This window comes from Bdellovibrio sp. 22V, assembly GCF_030169785.1.
In the GTDB taxonomy this organism is placed as follows: Bacteria; Bdellovibrionota; Bdellovibrionia; order Bdellovibrionales; family Bdellovibrionaceae; genus Bdellovibrio.
Genome location: NZ_CP125854.1, coordinates 360,287 through 378,164, shown reverse-complemented (window position 1 = coordinate 378,164; position 17,878 = coordinate 360,287). Strand labels below are relative to the sequence as shown.

Annotated in this window: 21 protein-coding genes; 15 read left to right on the top strand and 6 right to left on the bottom strand. The window is 46.0% G+C overall.

Annotation, left to right across the window (positions count from 1 at the left end; all coding sequences use genetic code 11):
• The first annotated feature begins 83 nt into the window (after positions 1 to 83).
• The 8 genes from QJS83_RS01925 (at position 84) to QJS83_RS01890 (ending at position 6,386) form a co-directional block, all read left to right on the top strand.
• Complete coding sequence (locus QJS83_RS01925; RefSeq protein ID WP_284607259.1) at positions 84 to 518, top strand: helix-turn-helix domain-containing protein; 435 nt, start codon at positions 84 to 86, stop codon at positions 516 to 518.
• Between the two features lie 26 nt (positions 519 to 544).
• On the top strand, positions 545 to 1,099 hold the full coding sequence (locus QJS83_RS01920; protein WP_284607257.1) for a GNAT family N-acetyltransferase: 555 nt from the start codon (positions 545 to 547) through the stop codon (positions 1,097 to 1,099).
• Between the two features lie 169 nt (positions 1,100 to 1,268).
• Positions 1,269 to 1,955 (top strand): dihydrofolate reductase family protein, encoded by a 687-nt coding sequence (locus QJS83_RS01915; protein ID WP_284607255.1) that lies wholly within the window; start codon positions 1,269 to 1,271, stop codon positions 1,953 to 1,955.
• Positions 1,956 to 1,977: 22 nt separating this feature from the next.
• Positions 1,978 to 2,457, top strand: coding sequence for a DUF6496 domain-containing protein (locus QJS83_RS01910; RefSeq protein ID WP_284607254.1), 480 nt, complete (start codon positions 1,978 to 1,980; stop codon positions 2,455 to 2,457).
• Between the two features lie 53 nt (positions 2,458 to 2,510).
• Entirely contained in the window at positions 2,511 to 2,957 is a 447-nt protein-coding gene (locus QJS83_RS01905) for an SRPBCC family protein (protein ID WP_284607253.1), read from the top strand.
• Positions 2,958 to 3,034: 77 nt separating this feature from the next.
• Positions 3,035 to 5,239 carry a catalase/peroxidase HPI gene (katG, locus tag QJS83_RS01900; protein ID WP_284607251.1) on the top strand — a complete coding sequence of 735 codons (2,205 nt, stop codon included), beginning with the start codon at positions 3,035 to 3,037 and terminating at the stop codon, positions 5,237 to 5,239.
• A 60-nt stretch (positions 5,240 to 5,299) separates the two neighbouring features.
• Positions 5,300 to 6,157: a class I SAM-dependent methyltransferase gene (locus QJS83_RS01895; protein ID WP_284607249.1), complete on the top strand. Its 858-nt coding sequence runs from the start codon at positions 5,300 to 5,302 to the stop codon at positions 6,155 to 6,157.
• A gap of 7 nt (positions 6,158 to 6,164) precedes the next feature.
• Positions 6,165 to 6,386, top strand: a complete 222-nt coding sequence (locus tag QJS83_RS01890) for a DUF2905 domain-containing protein (protein ID WP_284607248.1) — start codon at positions 6,165 to 6,167, stop codon at positions 6,384 to 6,386.
• 17 nt (positions 6,387 to 6,403) lie between these two features.
• Here the strand turns inward: QJS83_RS01890 and QJS83_RS01885 are convergent, their stop codons facing one another.
• A complete protein-coding gene (locus QJS83_RS01885) occupies positions 6,404 to 7,177 on the bottom strand; it encodes an exodeoxyribonuclease III (RefSeq protein WP_284607246.1) in 774 nt (257 codons plus the stop codon).
• Between the two features lie 60 nt (positions 7,178 to 7,237).
• On the opposite strand from QJS83_RS01885, the gene QJS83_RS01880 reads away from it, so the two are divergent.
• Positions 7,238 to 8,560, top strand: a complete 1,323-nt coding sequence (locus QJS83_RS01880; protein WP_284607244.1) for an MBL fold metallo-hydrolase — start codon at positions 7,238 to 7,240, stop codon at positions 8,558 to 8,560.
• 260 nt (positions 8,561 to 8,820) lie between these two features.
• Here QJS83_RS01880 and QJS83_RS01875 read toward each other — a convergent pair whose 3' ends face one another.
• Positions 8,821 to 9,189: a hypothetical protein gene (locus QJS83_RS01875; RefSeq protein ID WP_284607242.1), complete on the bottom strand. Its 369-nt coding sequence runs from the start codon at positions 9,187 to 9,189 to the stop codon at positions 8,821 to 8,823.
• A gap of 212 nt (positions 9,190 to 9,401) precedes the next feature.
• Positions 9,402 to 10,211 carry a pirin family protein gene (locus tag QJS83_RS01870; RefSeq protein WP_284607241.1) on the bottom strand — a complete coding sequence of 270 codons (810 nt, stop codon included), beginning with the start codon at positions 10,209 to 10,211 and terminating at the stop codon, positions 9,402 to 9,404.
• A 104-nt stretch (positions 10,212 to 10,315) separates the two neighbouring features.
• On the opposite strand from QJS83_RS01870, the gene QJS83_RS01865 reads away from it, so the two are divergent.
• Positions 10,316 to 11,203, top strand: coding sequence for a LysR family transcriptional regulator (locus QJS83_RS01865; RefSeq protein ID WP_284607240.1), 888 nt, complete (start codon positions 10,316 to 10,318; stop codon positions 11,201 to 11,203).
• Between the two features lie 47 nt (positions 11,204 to 11,250).
• A complete protein-coding gene (locus tag QJS83_RS01860; RefSeq protein ID WP_350159163.1) occupies positions 11,251 to 12,153 on the top strand; it encodes a VOC family protein in 903 nt (300 codons plus the stop codon).
• A 19-nt stretch (positions 12,154 to 12,172) separates the two neighbouring features.
• Here the strand turns inward: QJS83_RS01860 and QJS83_RS01855 are convergent, their stop codons facing one another.
• Genes QJS83_RS01855 through QJS83_RS01845 form a run of 3 tightly spaced genes read right to left on the bottom strand, consistent with a single transcriptional unit; the run spans position 12,173 to position 13,534 of the window.
• Positions 12,173 to 12,709, bottom strand: a complete 537-nt coding sequence (locus QJS83_RS01855; protein WP_284607238.1) for an SRPBCC family protein — start codon at positions 12,707 to 12,709, stop codon at positions 12,173 to 12,175.
• Between the two features lie 3 nt (positions 12,710 to 12,712).
• A complete protein-coding gene (locus QJS83_RS01850) occupies positions 12,713 to 13,126 on the bottom strand; it encodes an NUDIX domain-containing protein (RefSeq protein ID WP_284607236.1) in 414 nt (137 codons plus the stop codon).
• A gap of 6 nt (positions 13,127 to 13,132) precedes the next feature.
• Positions 13,133 to 13,534: a VOC family protein gene (locus QJS83_RS01845; protein ID WP_284607235.1), complete on the bottom strand. Its 402-nt coding sequence runs from the start codon at positions 13,532 to 13,534 to the stop codon at positions 13,133 to 13,135.
• A 160-nt stretch (positions 13,535 to 13,694) separates the two neighbouring features.
• Here QJS83_RS01845 and QJS83_RS01840 point away from each other — a divergent pair, with 160 nt between their 5' ends.
• The 4 genes from QJS83_RS01840 (at position 13,695) to QJS83_RS01825 (ending at position 17,870) form a co-directional block, all read left to right on the top strand.
• On the top strand, positions 13,695 to 14,288 hold the full coding sequence (locus QJS83_RS01840; RefSeq protein ID WP_284607233.1) for a TetR/AcrR family transcriptional regulator: 594 nt from the start codon (positions 13,695 to 13,697) through the stop codon (positions 14,286 to 14,288).
• Between the two features lie 75 nt (positions 14,289 to 14,363).
• Positions 14,364 to 14,870, top strand: a complete 507-nt coding sequence (locus QJS83_RS01835) for an SRPBCC family protein (protein WP_284607231.1) — start codon at positions 14,364 to 14,366, stop codon at positions 14,868 to 14,870.
• A gap of 158 nt (positions 14,871 to 15,028) precedes the next feature.
• Positions 15,029 to 15,949: a PLL family lectin gene (locus QJS83_RS01830; protein WP_284607230.1), complete on the top strand. Its 921-nt coding sequence runs from the start codon at positions 15,029 to 15,031 to the stop codon at positions 15,947 to 15,949.
• A gap of 52 nt (positions 15,950 to 16,001) precedes the next feature.
• Positions 16,002 to 17,870, top strand: a complete 1,869-nt coding sequence (locus QJS83_RS01825) for an OPT family oligopeptide transporter (protein ID WP_284607229.1) — start codon at positions 16,002 to 16,004, stop codon at positions 17,868 to 17,870.
• Positions 17,871 to 17,878 lie beyond the last annotated feature (8 nt).

Genomic DNA, 17,878 nt, shown 5'->3' with positions numbered 1-17,878 from the left:
TGCCAAAGAATGAATTATTTATTGGTTTTTAAGGATGTTTGGCTTAGCCTGAGACCTCAAGCTAGGTTGAGGTGAGGTTAAATATGAAAGCGAATTCTATAAATAAAACGCTCGACATCGGAGAGGTTGTTCGCCTGACAGGTGTGCCTCCATCGACGCTTCGCTATTATGAAGAGAAGGGTTTGATCCGATCAACAGGGCGTCATGGTCTTAGAAGGTTATTCAACTCTCATGTCTTACAACAACTGGAGTTCATCGCATTGGGAAGACATGCGGGACTGAGTCTAGAAGATATTGCCTCGATGTTTACTCCCGAAGGCAAACTTCAAGTGAATAGAGGGTTTTTATTTGAGAAAGCCGATGAGATGGAAAAAAGCATTCGCAAACTCACGGCAGTTCGTAATACTCTACTCCATGTGGCAAAGTGCTCGGCACAGAATCATATGGAGTGTCCTCAGTTTCAGCGCTTACTCCGAGTTGCCGGGAAAAGAAAAGTTCCTACTGGCAAGAAAGTCTAAGAAATTAAAATACAGTTAGGTTTGATATGGAAAAAATCCCCACCTTCGAAACAGAAAGACTGATCCTTCGTGAAGTTCGATATGAAGACATTCCTTCCTACGAAAAGTATTTCATAGACTACGAAGTCATCAGTCATCTTTCTGCGGCGGTGCCGTGGCCTTATCCACAGAATGGCGTGCGCCAGTTTTTAGAAGAAATGATTTTTCCGCATCTAGGTATAGATCAATGGCTCTGGGGGATTTTCGAAAAGAAGAACCCCCAGGAGCTTATCGGGACCGTTCATCTTTGGCGTCAAGGTCGACCTGAACATCGCGGCTTCTGGCTGGGAAAACCGTTTTGGGGAAAAGGCTACATGACAGAAGCGGTTGGGCCTGTGATGGACTATGCTTTTAATGAATTGGGTTTCGAAAAGCTTGTCTTCGCAAATGCACGCGGCAATCAGAAGTCGCGTCGAGTGAAAGAAAAAACCGGCGCACGACTTATCGGCGTTAAACCCACGAAGTTTGTAAGTCCTGAATACACCGAGAGCGAAGTATGGGAATTAACGAAATCAGAATGGCTGGCTCGACAAAGTAAGTAGTTGTACTTTCTTGCGGTAAAAAGTTTGTGTAAAAACAAATCCGCTGCCTTTGTTTCCGAGATGGCAGCAAGCCAACATCATTGTAATAAAGATCTCAGTGACCCCGGCGAAAAACGGCGCTTACAATTTTTCTCATCCGCAAAATCATTCCAAAAAATGGGAGCGTACGGTGAGAGAAATCGTAACTTCGGCATTCATGAGTATTGACGGTGTTATTCAAGCGCCCGGCGGTCCCGATGAAGACCCATCAGGTGGTTTCAAGTTCGGTGGATGGGTGGCGCCTCATTGGGATGATACGCTCGGCGCTTCTCTGGACGAAATCTTCTCTTCACCTTTCGATCTTCTACTTGGGCGCAAAACCTACGACATCTTTGCGGCTTACTGGCCTTATATTGGAAAAAGCCCCAGCGAAAGCAAGGTCGAAGACATGAATTCGGAAATCGCCAAGCGTTTCAATGCGTGCAATAAATTTGTGGCGACACATCGACCTGAGTCTTTGACGTGGCAAAACAGCCATTGGCTCGGGAAAGATACAGTTGCAACCTTGCAAGAACTCAAGAAGGGAAACGGCCCGATACTGCTCACTCAAGGGTCCGGCGACTTTATTCAAACATTGCTTCGAAACGATCTTGTTGACCAAATTCGCCTTTATATTTTTCCGATCACGCTCGGCAAAGGGAAGCGCCTTTTCGCTGACGGGACTCAGCCAGGGGAGTTCGAGCTTACAAACTCCTCTGTTTCCCCTACGGGAGTGTTGATTGCAAATTACCGCCGCGCAGGCGAAGTCAAGACGGGATCTTTCGCAACGGAAGAACCGAGTGCGGCTGAATTAGAGCGACGAAGGAATCTCAAATAGAATACGAATCAAGGAGTGACGTATGCCTGAAAAAGCAACCATCGAGAGAGCGAAGAAAAAAGCAAGAAAAGGACAAGCTCCGTCAACACAAGCCGGGGAGTTTGTGAAAGAAGAGATTGATAAAGTTCGTCGAGGCGAGCATGGAGTTCGTTCTATGAAACAAGCCGTGGCCATAGGTTTGTCGGAAGCGCGAAAAGCCGGCGTTGATATTCCAGAGAATCCTAATGTGAAACCTAAGACAACTCGTAAGAAAGCTTCTCGCAAACCCTCTTCGGAAACTTCGGCGAAAAGAAGCCGAGCGACTTTAAAGGCTCTGAAAAAAGAACCGACTTCCACAGTGTCACCAAAAGAAGTTTCCAAGTTCGCGAAGCAAACGGCGAAAAAACGGGGACCGGCTGCACGTCAGGCGGCCGCAGCGAAAGCGGTGCGAACAAAGGGAGCTGCGGGACTGAAACGAGCTGCGCAAAAGGCCGCACACACAAGACATTCTCACGCACACTAGACGTCCTCATTCACATGTGGAAAGATGGGACATTAAAAACATAGGAGGACGTAATGGCAGGCACAGTTCAATTACACAGAGTTTTGGCGGCTCCGCCGGAAAGAGTTTTTAGAGCTTTGACGAATCCCGATGCGATGGTGAAGTGGCTTCCTCCTCATGGTTTTATCGCAAAAATGCATGAGATCGACTTTCGCGTTGGTGGTGGCTATAGAATGTCTTTCACGAATCTGACGACGAATCAAAGTCAGTCCTTCGGTGGCAAGTACACGGAGATCAAACCGAATGAGCTGCTCAAGTATACAGATAAGTTTGATGATCCGAATCTGCCTGGCGAAATGCACGTGGTGGTTTCTCTTCGCAAAGTCATGGGCGGCACCGAACTAAAAATTACTCAAGACGGTATTCCTGACGCGATTCCGGTAGAGATGTGTTATCTCGGCTGGCAGCAGTCTCTTCAATTGCTTACTCAGCTTGTAGAACCCGAGATCAATGAAATGTGATCTGACATGTTTCTAAAATCGTAATTGGAAAGTTTGTGAGTTCAGACTGACGATGGAGTCTTTTCAAGGAGCCCATTATGTCTGAACCACGCAGTGAAAGTGAAAATCCCCAGATAGCATCTCCAAAACCAAAGACAACGCGACCGCGATCGAATCGTGATTGGTGGCCGAATCAGCTGGATCTTTCCGTTTTGAATCAGCATTCGCCGCGAGTGTCTCCGATGGAGGCGACTTTTAAGTACTCGGAAGAGTTTAAAAAGTTGGATGTCGAAGCCTTAAAGCGGGATATTTTTAAAGTCATGACAACCTCTCAAGACTGGTGGCCTGCGGATTATGGCCATTATGGACCACTCTTCATTCGCATGAGCTGGCATGCCGCAGGTACCTACCGTATTGAAGACGGACGAGGCGGTGGTGGCGACGGCGCGCAGAGATTTGCGCCGCTCAATAGCTGGCCTGACAATGCGAACTTAGATAAGGCCCGTCGACTTCTTTGGCCGATTAAGAAAAAGTACGGTCGTAAAATTTCCTGGGCAGATCTTCTAGTCTTCGCTGGAAACTGTGCCTTAGAGTCCATGGGTTTTAAAACTTTTGGTTTTGGATTTGGTCGCGAAGATGTCTGGGAACCTGAAGAAGTTTTCTGGGGACCCGAAGACACATGGCTTGGAGACGAACGCTACAGCGGAGACCGTGAATTAGCAGGACCTTTCGGAGCGGTACAAATGGGACTTATCTATGTGAACCCCGAAGGTCCCAATGGCAAACCCGATCCAGCAGCAGCTTCTCGCGATATTCGCGAAACGTTTGCGCGTATGGCGATGAACGATGAAGAGACGGTGGCATTGATTGCCGGAGGTCACACGTTTGGAAAAACCCATGGTGCCGCGAGAGCAGATCAACACGTAGGACCGGAGCCGGAAGGTTGTCCCATTCATGCGCAAGGGCTTGGCTGGAAAAATTCTTTCGGTACAGGTAAAGGCTCGCATGCCATTACGAGTGGGCTTGAGGGCGCGTGGACTCAGCAGCCGACAAAATGGAGTCATGGCTTCTTTGAAAATCTGCATAAATACGAATGGGAATTGTCGAAGAGTCCCGCAGGTGCCCATCAATGGAAACCGAAAAATCCAGAGGCACAAAACACCGTGCCTGATGCGCATGATCCGACGAAGAAACATGCTCCCACAATGCTCACGACGGACATTGCTTTAAAAACGGATCCTGCCTACGCGAAAATTTCAAAACATTATCACGACAATCCAAAAGACTTCGCCGAGGCTTTTGCCAAAGCTTGGTACAAACTTCTTCATCGCGATATGGGACCTCTTTCCCGTTATTGGGGACCGTGGGTTGCGCCTGCGCAGTTGTGGCAAGACCCGGTGCCCGAGGTTGATCATAAACTTATTGATGACCAAGACATAAAGAATCTTAAAGAAAAAATTCTGGCGTCGGGCCTCAGTATTTCGCGTCTCGTTGCTACAGCATGGGCTGCGGCTTCCTCTTTCCGAGGAACAGATATGCGAGGAGGCGCGAACGGAGGACGGCTTCGTTTGTCTCCGCAAAAAGATTGGGAAGTGAATGAACCTGCAGAGCTTGCCAAAGCCTTACAAGCCCTTGAGAAAGTGCAGACAGATTTTAATAAATCGCAAGCGAGCGGTGGGAAAAAAGTTTCTCTCGCCGATGTGATTGTTTTAGGAGGATGTACTGCCGTCGAAAGTGCCGCGCAGAAAGCAGGTCATAATGTTATTGTGCCGTTTGCGCCGGGTCGTACAGATGCTTCACAAGATCAAACGGATGCGGCATCGTTTGCAGTGCTTGAGCCCAAAGCGGATGGCTTCCGCAATTACGTGCGCTCGGGAAAACTTTCTCCGGAAACTCTTTTGTTGGACCGAGCTAATTTATTAAAACTAACGGCTCCAGAGATGACGGCTCTTATTGGCGGGATGCGAGTGCTCGGAGCGAACGTTGCTAAGTCACCGCATGGAGTTTTCACGGATCGGCCGGGCGTTTTGACGAATGACTTCTTCGTGAATCTTCTTGATATGGGAACCGAATGGAGTGCTTCGGCCACCTCAGGTGTTTACGAAGGGCGAGATCGCGCCAGTGGCAAAACAAAGTGGACGGCGACCAGTGTGGACTTGGTCTTCGGGTATCACTCGCAACTAAGAGCTTATTCGGAAGTTTACGCGAGCGACGATGCTAAAGACAAATTCGTGCGCGATTTCGTATCGGCTTGGAATAAGGTGATGAATCTGGATCGTTATGATTTGGCAGATCGGCCTTGAACCAACGCGCTCGATTTCTTAGAATCTTTGCATTGGTCATTTCACCATGTGAGGTGGTTTATGCAAGATAAGCACAACAACGTTCCTGATAGCACGGCCGTACGCGTAGCCCTATGGAGAGCATTGCACGTGGAAGTGGATGCTCCTCCGCATATTTTAGAAGATGATATCGGTGTAAAGCTTGTAGCGCCTGAAGAGGGTTGGCGTCAGCGAGGTGATATGCACCCGCAAGGCACAGCACCTTTTCGCGCGTCCATTGTAGGTCGCGCCAGATTCGTCGAAGATTTTGTGACAGAGCAAGCTCACCAAGGAATCAGTCAGTACGTGATGTTGGGTGCTGGCTTAGACACCTTTGCCCAACGACGTCCTGACATAGCATCGAAGTTGCAAGTTTTTGAAGTGGAAAAACCAAGCACCCAAGCGTGGAAACAGCAGCGTCTGCAAGAGATCGGATTTTCAACTCCGTCATGGCTGCACTTTGTTCCTGTCGATTTTGAATCGGGAGAGTCATGGTGGACAAAACTTGCCGCTTCCGGATTTGATCCCAAGAAACCAGCGATTGTAACTTCGATGGGCGTAAGTATGTATCTCACCTTGGATGCGATTAAAGAAACTTTGAAACAAATGATGAGTCTGGCTCCTGGATCGAAATTTATTATGACATTTATGCTGCCGCTGGATCTGGTCGACGCTCAAGAGAAACCCGGTTATGAAATGTCTTTAAAAGGGGCGCAACGCTCAGGAACGCCATTCATTAGTTTTTTCTCTCCTCAAGAAATGTTGTTTCTTGCAAAGGAAGCGGGCTTCAAAAAGGTTGAGCATTTCTCAACGACGGACTTGGTTCCCAAATACTTTGCCGGAAGAGCTGATGGCCTGAGACCATCAACGGGAGAGGAATTTTTGGTAGCGACGACATAAGGTGCCTATGCAGCTCGACCCCATCGCGAAAGTATTAGTCTTAATCGGAATCGTTTTGATCTTAGTCGGAGTTGCATGGCACTTTGGTTGGATTCAATCTTTGCGATTAGGACGACTTCCAGGCGACATTCGTATAGAAAAAGAAAACTTCAAATTCTATTTTCCACTGACAACATGCCTGCTTATCAGTGCCGTCATTGGTCTTATAAGCTGGCTATTTAAAAGATAATTCTTTCGGAACCAAATCTATTTCTTTAGCGTCAAACGAACAGGGCAGTGGTCTGAACCCATCACATCTGGGCAATGGGCAGCGGCCCTTAAACGATCGGACGCTTCCTTATTCACAAGGAAGTAATCCAAGCGCCAACCGATATTTTTTTCGCGAACGCCTGGACGGTAACTCCACCAGGTGTAGTGCCCTGGGCCTTGTTCGAATTTGCGGAAGGCATCGACCCACTCAAGTTTGTCTTGGAACTTTGTCATCCACGCACGCTCCTCGGGAAGAAAGCCTGCGTTTTTCATATTAGATTTTGGATTTTTAAGATCAATTTCCTTGTGTGCAATATTGAAGTCACCGCAAATCATGACTTCACGGCCTTTCTTGCGCAAAGCTTGCAGTCTTTTCTCCGCAGCGGCACAAAATTCCAACTTGAAAGGCAGGCGAGCGTGATCGCGTTGCGAGTTCGGCCAATAGCTATTGATGACAGTGATCGGGCCGAAGTCCGCTTCAAGCCAGCGGCCTTCCTTATCAAATTTAGGAATACCCAAGCCAATACGGACTTCATCCGGCTCTTTCTTAGAATAAAGTGCTAATCCTGAATAGCCCGCTTTTTCTGCAAAGGCCCAAGAAGAATGATAACGGGCAGGATGATAAAATTCCTCATCATCCTGAAGCACGTCTTCAGTGATTTTAATTTCTTGAAGACAGACAATATCCGCCTTCTCTTTCTCAAACCACTCACGAAAGTTTTTCTTATGTACAGAGCGAAGGCCGTTCACATTCCAAGAGATCATTTTCATAGGTTTACCATAGGCCGATCTTGAAAAAGACGCAAGACCAGAGGTAGGATCAGTTCGGCGATGGGTATTAAAGTTTCTAGAATTCTTCATGCAGGTTATGTTTTAGAAAGTCAGGGCGTTCAGATTGCCTTTGATCCTCTCTTTGAGAATCCATTCAGCCGAAACTGCCATGCTTTTCCAAATGTGAGTTTCGATTATAAGCGGATCGAACAAGAAAGATTCGCCGCCGTCTTTATTTCGCATTTTCATGATGACCACTGTTCTTTGGAGAGCTTGAATCATCTTGATCGTGAAATCCCGATTTATATGTATTGTCTTTTTGACGAATATTTTTCGTTACTCAAGGAGCTTGGGTTTCAGAATGTTCATTCGCTCCAACTGAATGAGCCGGTATTTATAGGTCCTTTTGTAGTCACTCCGCGCCGGGCGCTCGACGAGGATGTGGATTCTATTTTTCATGTCAAAGCGGAAAATCTAAACATTCTTAACGTCGTTGATTCATGGATCGATTACGAAACTCTCGATCTTCTTAAAAAGACCTCCTGGGACCTTGTGCTTTGGCCTTTTCAAACTATGCGCGAGATCGAGGTGCTTTCTCCGGCGCAGGCGGAACCTGCTTCGCGCGAGCTTCCTCCAGAGTGGATAGAGCAAATTCAAGAATTAAATCCGAAAGCGATCGTGCCGAGCTCTTGTCAATTCCGCATGGAGGAGTGGTCTTGGTATAACAAAGCGTTTTTTCCGATTACCTATATACAATTTGAAAAAGACATTTCGACGGTGCTGCCGAATACCAAAGTCGTGCGCTTAAATCCTTCAATGTCAGTCTATTTACAACAAGATTCCATCATGCCAGCGCCCTCGTTAGACTGGGTGCACCCGGTCGGAGAGCAGAACGTCGACTACGAGTACGACGACACCCTCATCCCGCCCGCGACGTCAGAAATTGCAAAACACTTTGCAGCTTTGACCGATGAACAAACTGAGTCTGTGCTTCGCTACTGCCGGAAAGGGTTGCTAGAAAAGTACAACGCGATGGAGCCACCACAAGATGCATACTTCGAAGTCCCGCGCATCTGGAAACTTGTTTTGTATGACCACAGGGGAACACCGATGTCCTTTGAATATCGGATTTCCCTCGAAGGAATAAAAATCGCCGACACCAAGAGCGAACCTATCGGTTGGTTGACTGAAGTCTCCATAGCGAAATTATATGCCGCTCTGGAGTTGGGAGAGTCACTCACTTCGATGTATGTGCGGATCAATGATAATATCCCGACTCAGTCCGTGGATATTATGGAAGATCCATTGCTTCGCTGTCTGTTTAATGGAGCCGTCGCTTCGTATCAAAAAGCGCAACTCAAGAAAATTCAGTCTAGAGCGTAGAGGAAGATTTTTCTTCCTCTACGTTTTTATTTATATTTACTTTTTCCTCTGAGCAAACTTCAGAAGGTTCATACTTCCAAAGTCGGATTCTATCGGATGCATGCTCCTTTCGTTCACACTTTTGAATTAAAAGAGGAGAAGGCACTTGCCACCGAGGCATCAGCATCTCGTCAGTCAAGGTAAAGCTTGTATTGCTTGCATTGACCTTTGAGCTAGTGACAACGGCAAGAAGAGCCAAGAAGCTTACGGCTGTGAAAATTTTATGAGCCAGATTGCGCCAAACCGTCAAAGTTTTCATAGAGGTCCTCCTTTCCGTTCTTTTGGAACCGCTGGTCTTTCCACTTCTGCAATTGCTTGCGAAGTTGTTCAACCAATCGTTGAACGACTTCTTTCAATTTTGTTCCTGAAGCCACGGCGAAGAATCTCCCTGCGGAAGAGTGAATAGCGACAACTCCTTTGAAAGATTGATTCCTGCGTGAAAAGATCGCTTTCAGCGCGGAACCATAGGGAGCTTCGTCGTGAATGGCTGACATTTCTCCTCTTAGATAAGAGCGAGTAAAGTCAGTCGGGTGAAAACCTTGAAACTTAATACAAAGTTCTTCAATGTCTATTTGATGAATCTGTTTCATAACCAATTCCTCCTTTCACATGGCATTTGTATATAGAAACAGAAAAAGATTTTGTTATCCGGAACAGTCAGGCCGCTCCTTAAATAAATTTTGATATCACCGAAAAATTTGTCAAGGGGGCGGTTTTTGAATTTTAAATTTTCAAGAAATTACAAGAATTTAGAATTACGGCGGAAGTCTAAAGGCGCGGGTTGAAACCCGCGCCTTTAGCTTTAAGGAAGTTCGAAAAGAATCATTTCGGAATCGTCGTTGGCAACAATCTTTGCTGTGCCGATATCGGTCGCGGCAACGGCGTCGCCAGTTTCCAGTTTTTCACCGTTCACCTCGACAGATCCTTTCACCAATTGAAGCCACAAACGGCGTGGAGCTTCGAGTTTGAAATCCAAGGTCTCGGATTTTTTCAAGCGCGAAATATACATATCCGCGTCCTGGTGAATGCTGATCGAACCGTCTTTGCCATCTTTTGAAATCACATGAACAAGTTTTTGCGAGTTCAATTCCTGTTCAAAAGACTTCTGACCGTATCCAGGTTTTACGCCACGTTGATTCGGCATAATCCAGATTTGGAAGAAATGCGTTTCTTTATTATCCTCATCGTTAAACTCCGAGTGAAGAACGCCGGTGCCAGCACTCATGCGTTGCACTTCGCCGGGTTTGATGACCGCGACATTTCCCATGGAGTCTCTGTGGCGAAGTCCGCCCGAAATCACATAAGAAATGATTTCCATGTCTCTGTGCGGATGCGTTTCGAAACCACTGCCGCCGGCGATACGGTCTTCGTTAATCACGCGTAACGGGCCAAACCCCATATGTTGAGGATCGTAATATTCCGCAAAAGAAAAGGTATGACGTGATTTCAACCAACCATGTTCCGCAAGTCCTCTTTCATTTGATCTTCTAATTGTAAGCATACCTTTCTCCTTTCGTTTAAAACCGAATGCCGCTGCTGCGACGAAGCCCAATGTTGTTGTCAAAGCTCCCACTAAAAACTTTCGTCGTGGTGAAGAGTTTTTGTGCGACATACGTGACCTCCACTGAACCTAGTATCGGCGAAAAAGGCTTTGAAAAAAATTAATAAGAATTTAAGATCTATATAGATTATATTTATATAGATTAAGGCGGAATAATGACCATAGATCAGCTAGAAACCCTTGAAATGATTGTGGAAAAAGGAAGTTTTAAGGCGGCTTCTGAGCATCTTCATAAAACGCAGCCCAGTCTCAGCGTGGCGATTAAGAAACTGGAAGAAGAGTTTGATCTGCAAATCTTCAATCGCCAAGAGTACCGGCCCAAGCTAACGGCGGAAGGAATTGTTTTTTACAATTGGGCAAAGCAAACTCTGCAGTCCTTTCGCGAGTTAAAATCCATAGGTCAAGAACTTGGAACAAAGAAGGTGGAACCTTTTTTAACGGTTGTTTTAGATCCATTGGTGCGTTTTGAAGCAATTGAAAGCGTCTTCTCTGAAACTGTTTTAGGTAAATATCCAACCGAGATGACCTTCCGATCCGAGATCATGAGCGGTGGCATTCAGTCGCTTATTTCCGGCGATGCTGATTTTGCGATTTCCACGAAGGACGAAGGCAATAAAGATATTGAGAGTGTCGCCTTCGATAAAATAGAAATGATTCCGGTGGTTGCGAAGTCGCTTGCAAAACAGAATGCGACGACAGGGGGCGGAAAATTTCTTCAGCGCTTTACTCAAATTGTCGTGCTTCCGCAGGGAAATAAAGAAGAACTTCTTAAAAGAGATATCAAGGGCATTGGTGCGGGGACGAAGAGATGTTACGTCACGGATCATGCGCTCAAACACAAAATGATCTTGAATGGTTTTGGCTGGGGGCGCTTGCCTCGCAATGAAATTGAACAAGATCTTAAAAAAGGCCGTCTTATCGAGATAAAAAACGAAAGTGTGAAGCCATTTTTTCTGGATTTGCATATCATGCGACTGAAGCTTAAACCGATGGGCCCGGTCGCCCGCATCATTTGGGAAGAACTTCTTAAAAATTGTAAATAACATATTGTCGGTTCGTACATTGACGAAGGCTGCGCCTCGAAGGTGTAATGAACACCATCGAGGAAACTTTTATGAATAGAATTTATCCTTGTCTTTGGTTTGATACGCAGGCGGAAGAAGCGGTGAAGTTTTATACGTCACTCTTTAAAAATTCAAAAACGGACAGAGTCGCGCACTACAATAAAGCGGGCGCTGTAGCTTCCGGTCAGAAAGAAGGATCGGTGATGACGGTAGAGTTTCACCTCGAAGGTCAGCCTTTCATGGCACTCAATGGAGGACCGGCTTTTAAGCACACTCCGGCCGTATCATTTTTTGTTTCATGCAATTCAGAAAAGGAAATAGACGAACTATGGAGCCAGCTCAGTAAGGGGGGCTCTACGATGTTCGAGCTCAAAGAGTATCCTTGGGCAAAGAAATATGGATGGTGCCAGGATAAGTTTGGCGTTCCTTGGCAATTAATGTTGTGGGAGGGCAAACAAGGTCAGAAGATTGCGCCCTCGTTACTTTTTACTGGAAAAATGTACGGCAAAGGCGAAGAAGCGATCCATTATTACGTCTCGCAGTTTAAAAATTCAAAAATTGAATCCTTGCAAAAAGATCCTCAATCCAACTCAGTTATGCATTCAATGTTCTCTCTTGATGGGCAGGAATTTGCTTTAATGGAGGGACAAGACAAAAAGGATAATGAGATAACGGCTGCGATGTCCTTCGTCGTGAACTGTAAAACTCAAGAAGAGATTGATCAATATTCTGAAAAGCTGTCTAAAGATGGCGTGGTTCTGCCTTGTGGCTGGGTTCAGGACAAGTATGGCGTCTCTTGGCAAATTGTTCCGGTGGAGCTGGCGGAAATGATGGCCAGTAAAGATGTCGCGAAAGCCGAGAAAGTCATGAAAGCAATGCTTGGAATGAAAAAGCTCGACCTCGCGAAACTTAAGGAGGCGTTTCATTAATGAAACCCTCCTTTGAAAACTAAAGAAGCTCTGCAAATTTTACGAACTGTTGTTCCCAGCCCATCTTTGCAAAGACGTACATAATCATGGGAATGCCAGTCTCTGTGATCTTGATGTGCGTTTTGTCGCCAAGATCTTTGAACTCTACTGTGACAGTCACCTCAATCGGCCACTCTCCGGGTACGCCGTAAGTGGATGCAGGTACGACATTTCCGTTTTCGTCAGAGAAGGACATCACCGCTGCGATTTTTTCGTTTGGAAGGACTTCGGTGTATTTCCCCACGTTCCATGACACTTTACCGTCCGGCGCTTTCATAGAAAGCAGAAACGTACCGCCGACTTGCAGATCATTTTTGATAACAGGAGCCGAGAAGCCTTTAGGGCCCCACCATTTTTTCATGGACTCAGGGTCATTCCACAAAGTCCAGACTTTCGCGACCGGCGCATTGAATGTATGTTCGACAACGACGGTTTTAGTTTTCTTTTGTGCGATGTAAATAAAAACACCAAGAACAACAACGATTGCAATAAGTCCTACAAAGATTTTTTTCCACATATTTTATTTCATCTTTCCGTGGGCCCAGTTCAGCACGCGCAAAACCCGAGGGCCTAAAAGTTTTTTAGCTTCTTCATATGTCGCCCATCTGTATTCTTGGTGCTCGGGACGACCGAGTTCGGGATTCACACCCAGAACGACTTCGGTTTCAGTCACAGCGCCAAGATAATACCGGGCGACTTTTCCATTCGAGTACGGTTCCGTTTCCAGAAACTCTTTGCCGAACGGAAATTCGACATCAGAAATTCCTGTTTCTTCCAGAAGCTCTCTTTGAGCTGCGGCGAAAGGATCTTCGTCTTTTTCAACCAAGCCTTTTGGAAAGTCCCAATAGTTGTAACTGCGTAGCAGAAGATACTGAGTTCTTTCTGCTGCGAATACGGGAACAATGCCTGCGGAGAGTCTGAAAGACGAAGCCATTATTGCTTATTGAACGTGAGAAGGATCCATCCAAAAGACTTCCCAGATATGACCGTCGAGATCTTCGAAGGCATGCTGGTACATAAACCCCAGATCTTCAGGAGGACGATAAGTCGTGCCGCCGGCTTTCACGGCCTTTTCCACCATCTCGTCCACTTCTTTTCTGCTATCAGCGGAAAGAGCAATAAGTACTTCGGTGCTTTTCTTTGCATCTGATACTTCTTTTTTAATGAAAGTTTTAAAGAACTTCTCGTCCAAAAGCATCGTGAAGATGGAATCACTGATAACCATGCACGCGCCTTGTTCGTTGGTAAACTGTTTGTTGAACTCAAAACCTAGTTGTGAAAAAAACTGCATCGACTTTTTTAGGTCTTTCACCGGAAGATTTACGAAGATTTTCTTTTCCATATTCATCCTTTCTGTTTCCCTTGCTTTTATTTCTACTGTACTAAATAGTACAGTTCAACAGAAAATAAGAGGTCCTATCATTTTAAGACATTTCTAGGGAAAATCAGCCTGTTATAAGACAGATATGTACTAATTAGAACAGGTATGATAGATAAAAGGTATGGCGATAAAATCGGACGCACGACTTCGAATGATCAACTCCGCTCTGGAGCTCTTTCACCTTCAAGGGGTGAACGCGACAAGCATTGATCAGGTCCTGGAGCGCTCGGGGACAGGGAAAAGTCAATTCACGCATTATTTCAAAAATAAAGAAGGTCTTGTCCACGCCGTGATTCAGTTTTTGCATGACGTGATCAAAAGTGGAGCGGCTCCTACAGGTTACGACATCAAATCATGGGAAGATATGGAGACCTGGTTTCAAAAATATATCGACTTTCAAAGGTCGGTGTCTTTCGAACTCTCTTGTCCTATTGGCACTATTGGCAATGACATTTCTAATGAGCAAGAACTTTTACGCCAAGACGTTCGACTTTTTTTGGAGTGGTGTCGCAATCAATTCATCCGCTTCTTTGCGGAAAGAAAAGCTGCCGGAGAACTTGTGGCGATGGCTTCGCCTGAAGGATTGGCAGATCTTTGTATCTCGATCATGCAAGGCGGGATGCTTTTAACAAAAATAAAACGCAGTCCAGAGACGTTTGAAAATGCTGCGGCTCAAGCGCTTCACTACATTCACTCTTTAAGAATCAAAAAATAGCTGTTAAAGGGCAGAAGGCCGAGACTGTTAAATATATGGATGACAGCCTCCGTGGGATGAAGACACAGTTGAAGAATGACTGAAAAAACACTCTACTCTCCCAAAGAGCCACAACTCACGATGGAGCGTACTTTCGATGGTCCACGCGAGTTGGTCTTCAAAGTTTGGACGGAACCCGCACACATTGAAAAATGGTGGGGACCTCATAAGTTCAAAGTACCTCATTGCGAAATAGATCTTAGGCCCGGTGGCACATTCCTTATCTGCATGCGTTCCCCTGAAGGAGATGACTATTGGAACAAGGGAATGTTTCAAGAAATTATTCCAGAGCAAAAAATCGTATCGACTCTTTACTTCTGCGATGAAGAGGGAAACTTTGTGCCGCCTTCGGCCTATGGAATGGGCACCGACTTTCCTTCGGAAGCCGTCTTGACGGTGACTTTTGCTGAGTTAGACAAGAAAACAAAAGTGACGTTGAATTATGGAATTCCCGTGTCTATCGCTAAACGCTATGGCGTAGAAGACGGGTGGATCCAGTCTTTTGAAAGATTTGAAACAGAGCTTTTAAAGTCCTCTCATTAAGTCCCATCCAGCGACAAGAGACATTGGAAAGCGAACCTCTTTTGCAATACTCAATTCCGTTTGTCCTGCACGGAACGGGTCTTTTAGCATCGGATCTGTTGAGAAAATTTCTTCCTGCTTAAAGTTTTCTTAGAAAGCTCAAAAGAGGGAGGAAAAAAATGAACTTCAATATCAGATCACTTTTGGCTTCCATTCTTGCAGTTGTCCTTGTGTCAACTGTCGTACAAGGTTCCGCGAAAAAAACAAAACCATCGGCTAATTGGCGCTGGACGGATTGGCAAAGCCTTCAGGGGAATTTTATTTCCGATCCTGCCGCATGCACCTCAGGCATGGCGACCTCGGTCGTCGCTATCGCTCCTGATAATACGCTGATGATTCGAACGTGGAATGGATCGCAATGGTTGCCGTGGTCCTCTCTTGGCGGAAGTTTTAAATACAATCCTGCATGTGTCTCCTCAGGTCCTGGTCGGCTCGACGTTTTTGCTGTGGGATCTGACAATGCTCTTTGGCAGCGGACTTTCAGAAGTGGGTTTTGGTCTAACTGGATTTCGTTAAAGGGAAATTGGACATCGGGACCTGCGGCGACGTCATGGGGCGGGGGTCGTATCGATCTTTTTGTGCGTGGGCCTGATACCTCATTCTGGCATCGCACGTGGAATGGGCGTAGTTGGAATGGCTGGAAGTCTATCGGTTTAAAATCGACAAGTGATCCTGCAGCAACTTCGTTAGCTTCGGGAAAAATGGATGTCTTTGGTTTAAGTGGCTCCAATCTTTTTCAAAAAACTTTCACCAGAAATTCTTGGCGATCGTGGCTGAGTAACGATGTTACAGAACTGATGCCTTCACCAGATGTGATTTCATTGACCAATGGAGTGATGGTCGCCTTTGCGCGCAAATCCGATAATTCACTTTGGTACAAGATGCAGAAAAATGGTTTCTGGTCTGTTTGGGTGCCGCTGGGAGGAAGAATCATTTCGGGCCCTGGAGCGGCAGCTCGTGATTCCGCCCAATTAATGGTATTCGCTGTGGGCTCTGATGGCGCACTGTGGTTTCGAGAATTAAAGCAGTTCGAAAAATAGTAAGCTTCAGTCCCTCTCTATGGTAAAAGAGAAACATAGTAGAGGGACTACCATGATTAAAGAATTATCAGAAGATCAAGTACACTCCATGACGTTGGCGGAAAAAGACGAGTGGTGGCTGAAGAACGTTTACAAAGGCGATATGCCTCAGCTCAATCTTCGTTCTGCTCTGACGGGAATGATTTTAGGAGGCATTTTAAGTCTGACCAATCTCTATATCGGGATTAAAACCGGGTGGACATTGGGAGTCGGAATTTCCTCGGTGATTCTTTCTTACGCGTTTTTCAAATTGATGTCGAAACTAAAATTAGGTTCGCACATGACTATTCTTGAAAACAATGCCATGCAAAGTATTGCGACGAGTGCGGGATACATGACGGCGCCCATGATGGCATCCATTCCTGCGTATATGATGGTGACAGGTGAGGTGATCCCGATGTGGCAGACATTCTGGTGGATTGTCGCACTGGCGATTTTGGGAGTGCTCTTTGCTTTTCCTCTGAAAAAACGTTTCATCAACGAAGAACAGATGCCCTTTCCGGAAGGTTACGCAGCAGGTGTGGTGCTGGACAGTCTGCATTCCGAAGAAGGCAAACAGGGTATGTTCAAAGCCAAACTTCTTATGGCGGGTGCTTCGCTTTCAGCGTTGATCGAGTTTTTAAGAGCGGATACTATTTTAGGTGCCATCAAATTAAAATTCTTAGCTTTGCCGCACTATTGGGATGACTTCATTTATAAATTCGCAACGCCAAAAATTCTGGGAAGTCCTCTTAAGGATCTGACAATTCAATTCGACACTTCTATCGTTATGATGGGAACGGGCGGCTTGATGAGCATGAAAACGGCCATGTCGATTCTGCTTGGTGGTTTTATTAACTATTTCGTGTGTGCACCTGTTCTTATTAACATGGGCATTATCCCCGAAGCGAAGTTCAAAGCGATTACGATGTGGGCTTTGTGGGGCGGCGCCGCGGTCATGACGACTTCGTCCTTGTTTGCATTCTTCTCTAAACCGCAAATCATCGTTGAAACTTTCCGTAAAAGTTTTTCGAAGAAAAAAACAAAAGTGGATGCCTTGGAGAAGATCGAACTTCCAATGTGGATTTTCGCAGTAGGCATCCCGGTTGTGGGCGCCATTGTCGTTTATCTAGGTCATATGTGGTTTGGAATTCACTATTGGCTAGGCCTTCTTGCGATTCCTCTGGTTTTCATTTTCACATTGATCGCCGTGACGTCGACGGGACTTACCGGTATCACACCAGGCGGGGCTTTAGGAAAACTCACACAGATTACTTATGGAATTGCAGCCCCTGGTAACGTGACGACAAATTTGATGACAGCCGGAATCACCTCTGAAGTTTCGTTGAATGCGAGCAATCTCTTGATGGACATTAAACCGGCTTACATGCTGGGTGGTAAACCTCGTCACCAGGCTATCGGTCACATCTTAGGAATTTTTGCCGGTGGATTGGTGGCAGTACCCGTTTTCTATTCTCTATTCCACGGAGACATCTCGTTATTCACGTCAGAAAGTCTGCCGCTTCCGGGCGCCTCCATTTGGAAAGGTGTCGCAGAAGTTCTAACAAAGGGCTTAAGCAATTTACATCCGACAGCACAAGGAGCCGCTGCGATTGGTGCGATTCTTGGAATTGTCATCGAGATTCTAAATAAAAAAACAAAAGGACGCTTTCCGCTTTCAGGTGTGGGATTGGGTTTAGGTTTTGTTTTGCGTTTTGTCGATGCGTGGTCAATGGCTTTGGGAACTTTATTATTCTGGATTGCGCGCAAACGCTTCAAGGATACAAATAGCTTTGGCTATCGTGCCTTCGTAGACAATCAGGAAACGCTCGCTGCAGGAGTGATCGCCGGCGGGTCTATTATCGGAATTATTCTGATCCTTCTGGAAAATGCCGTTGGATAATGAAAAGA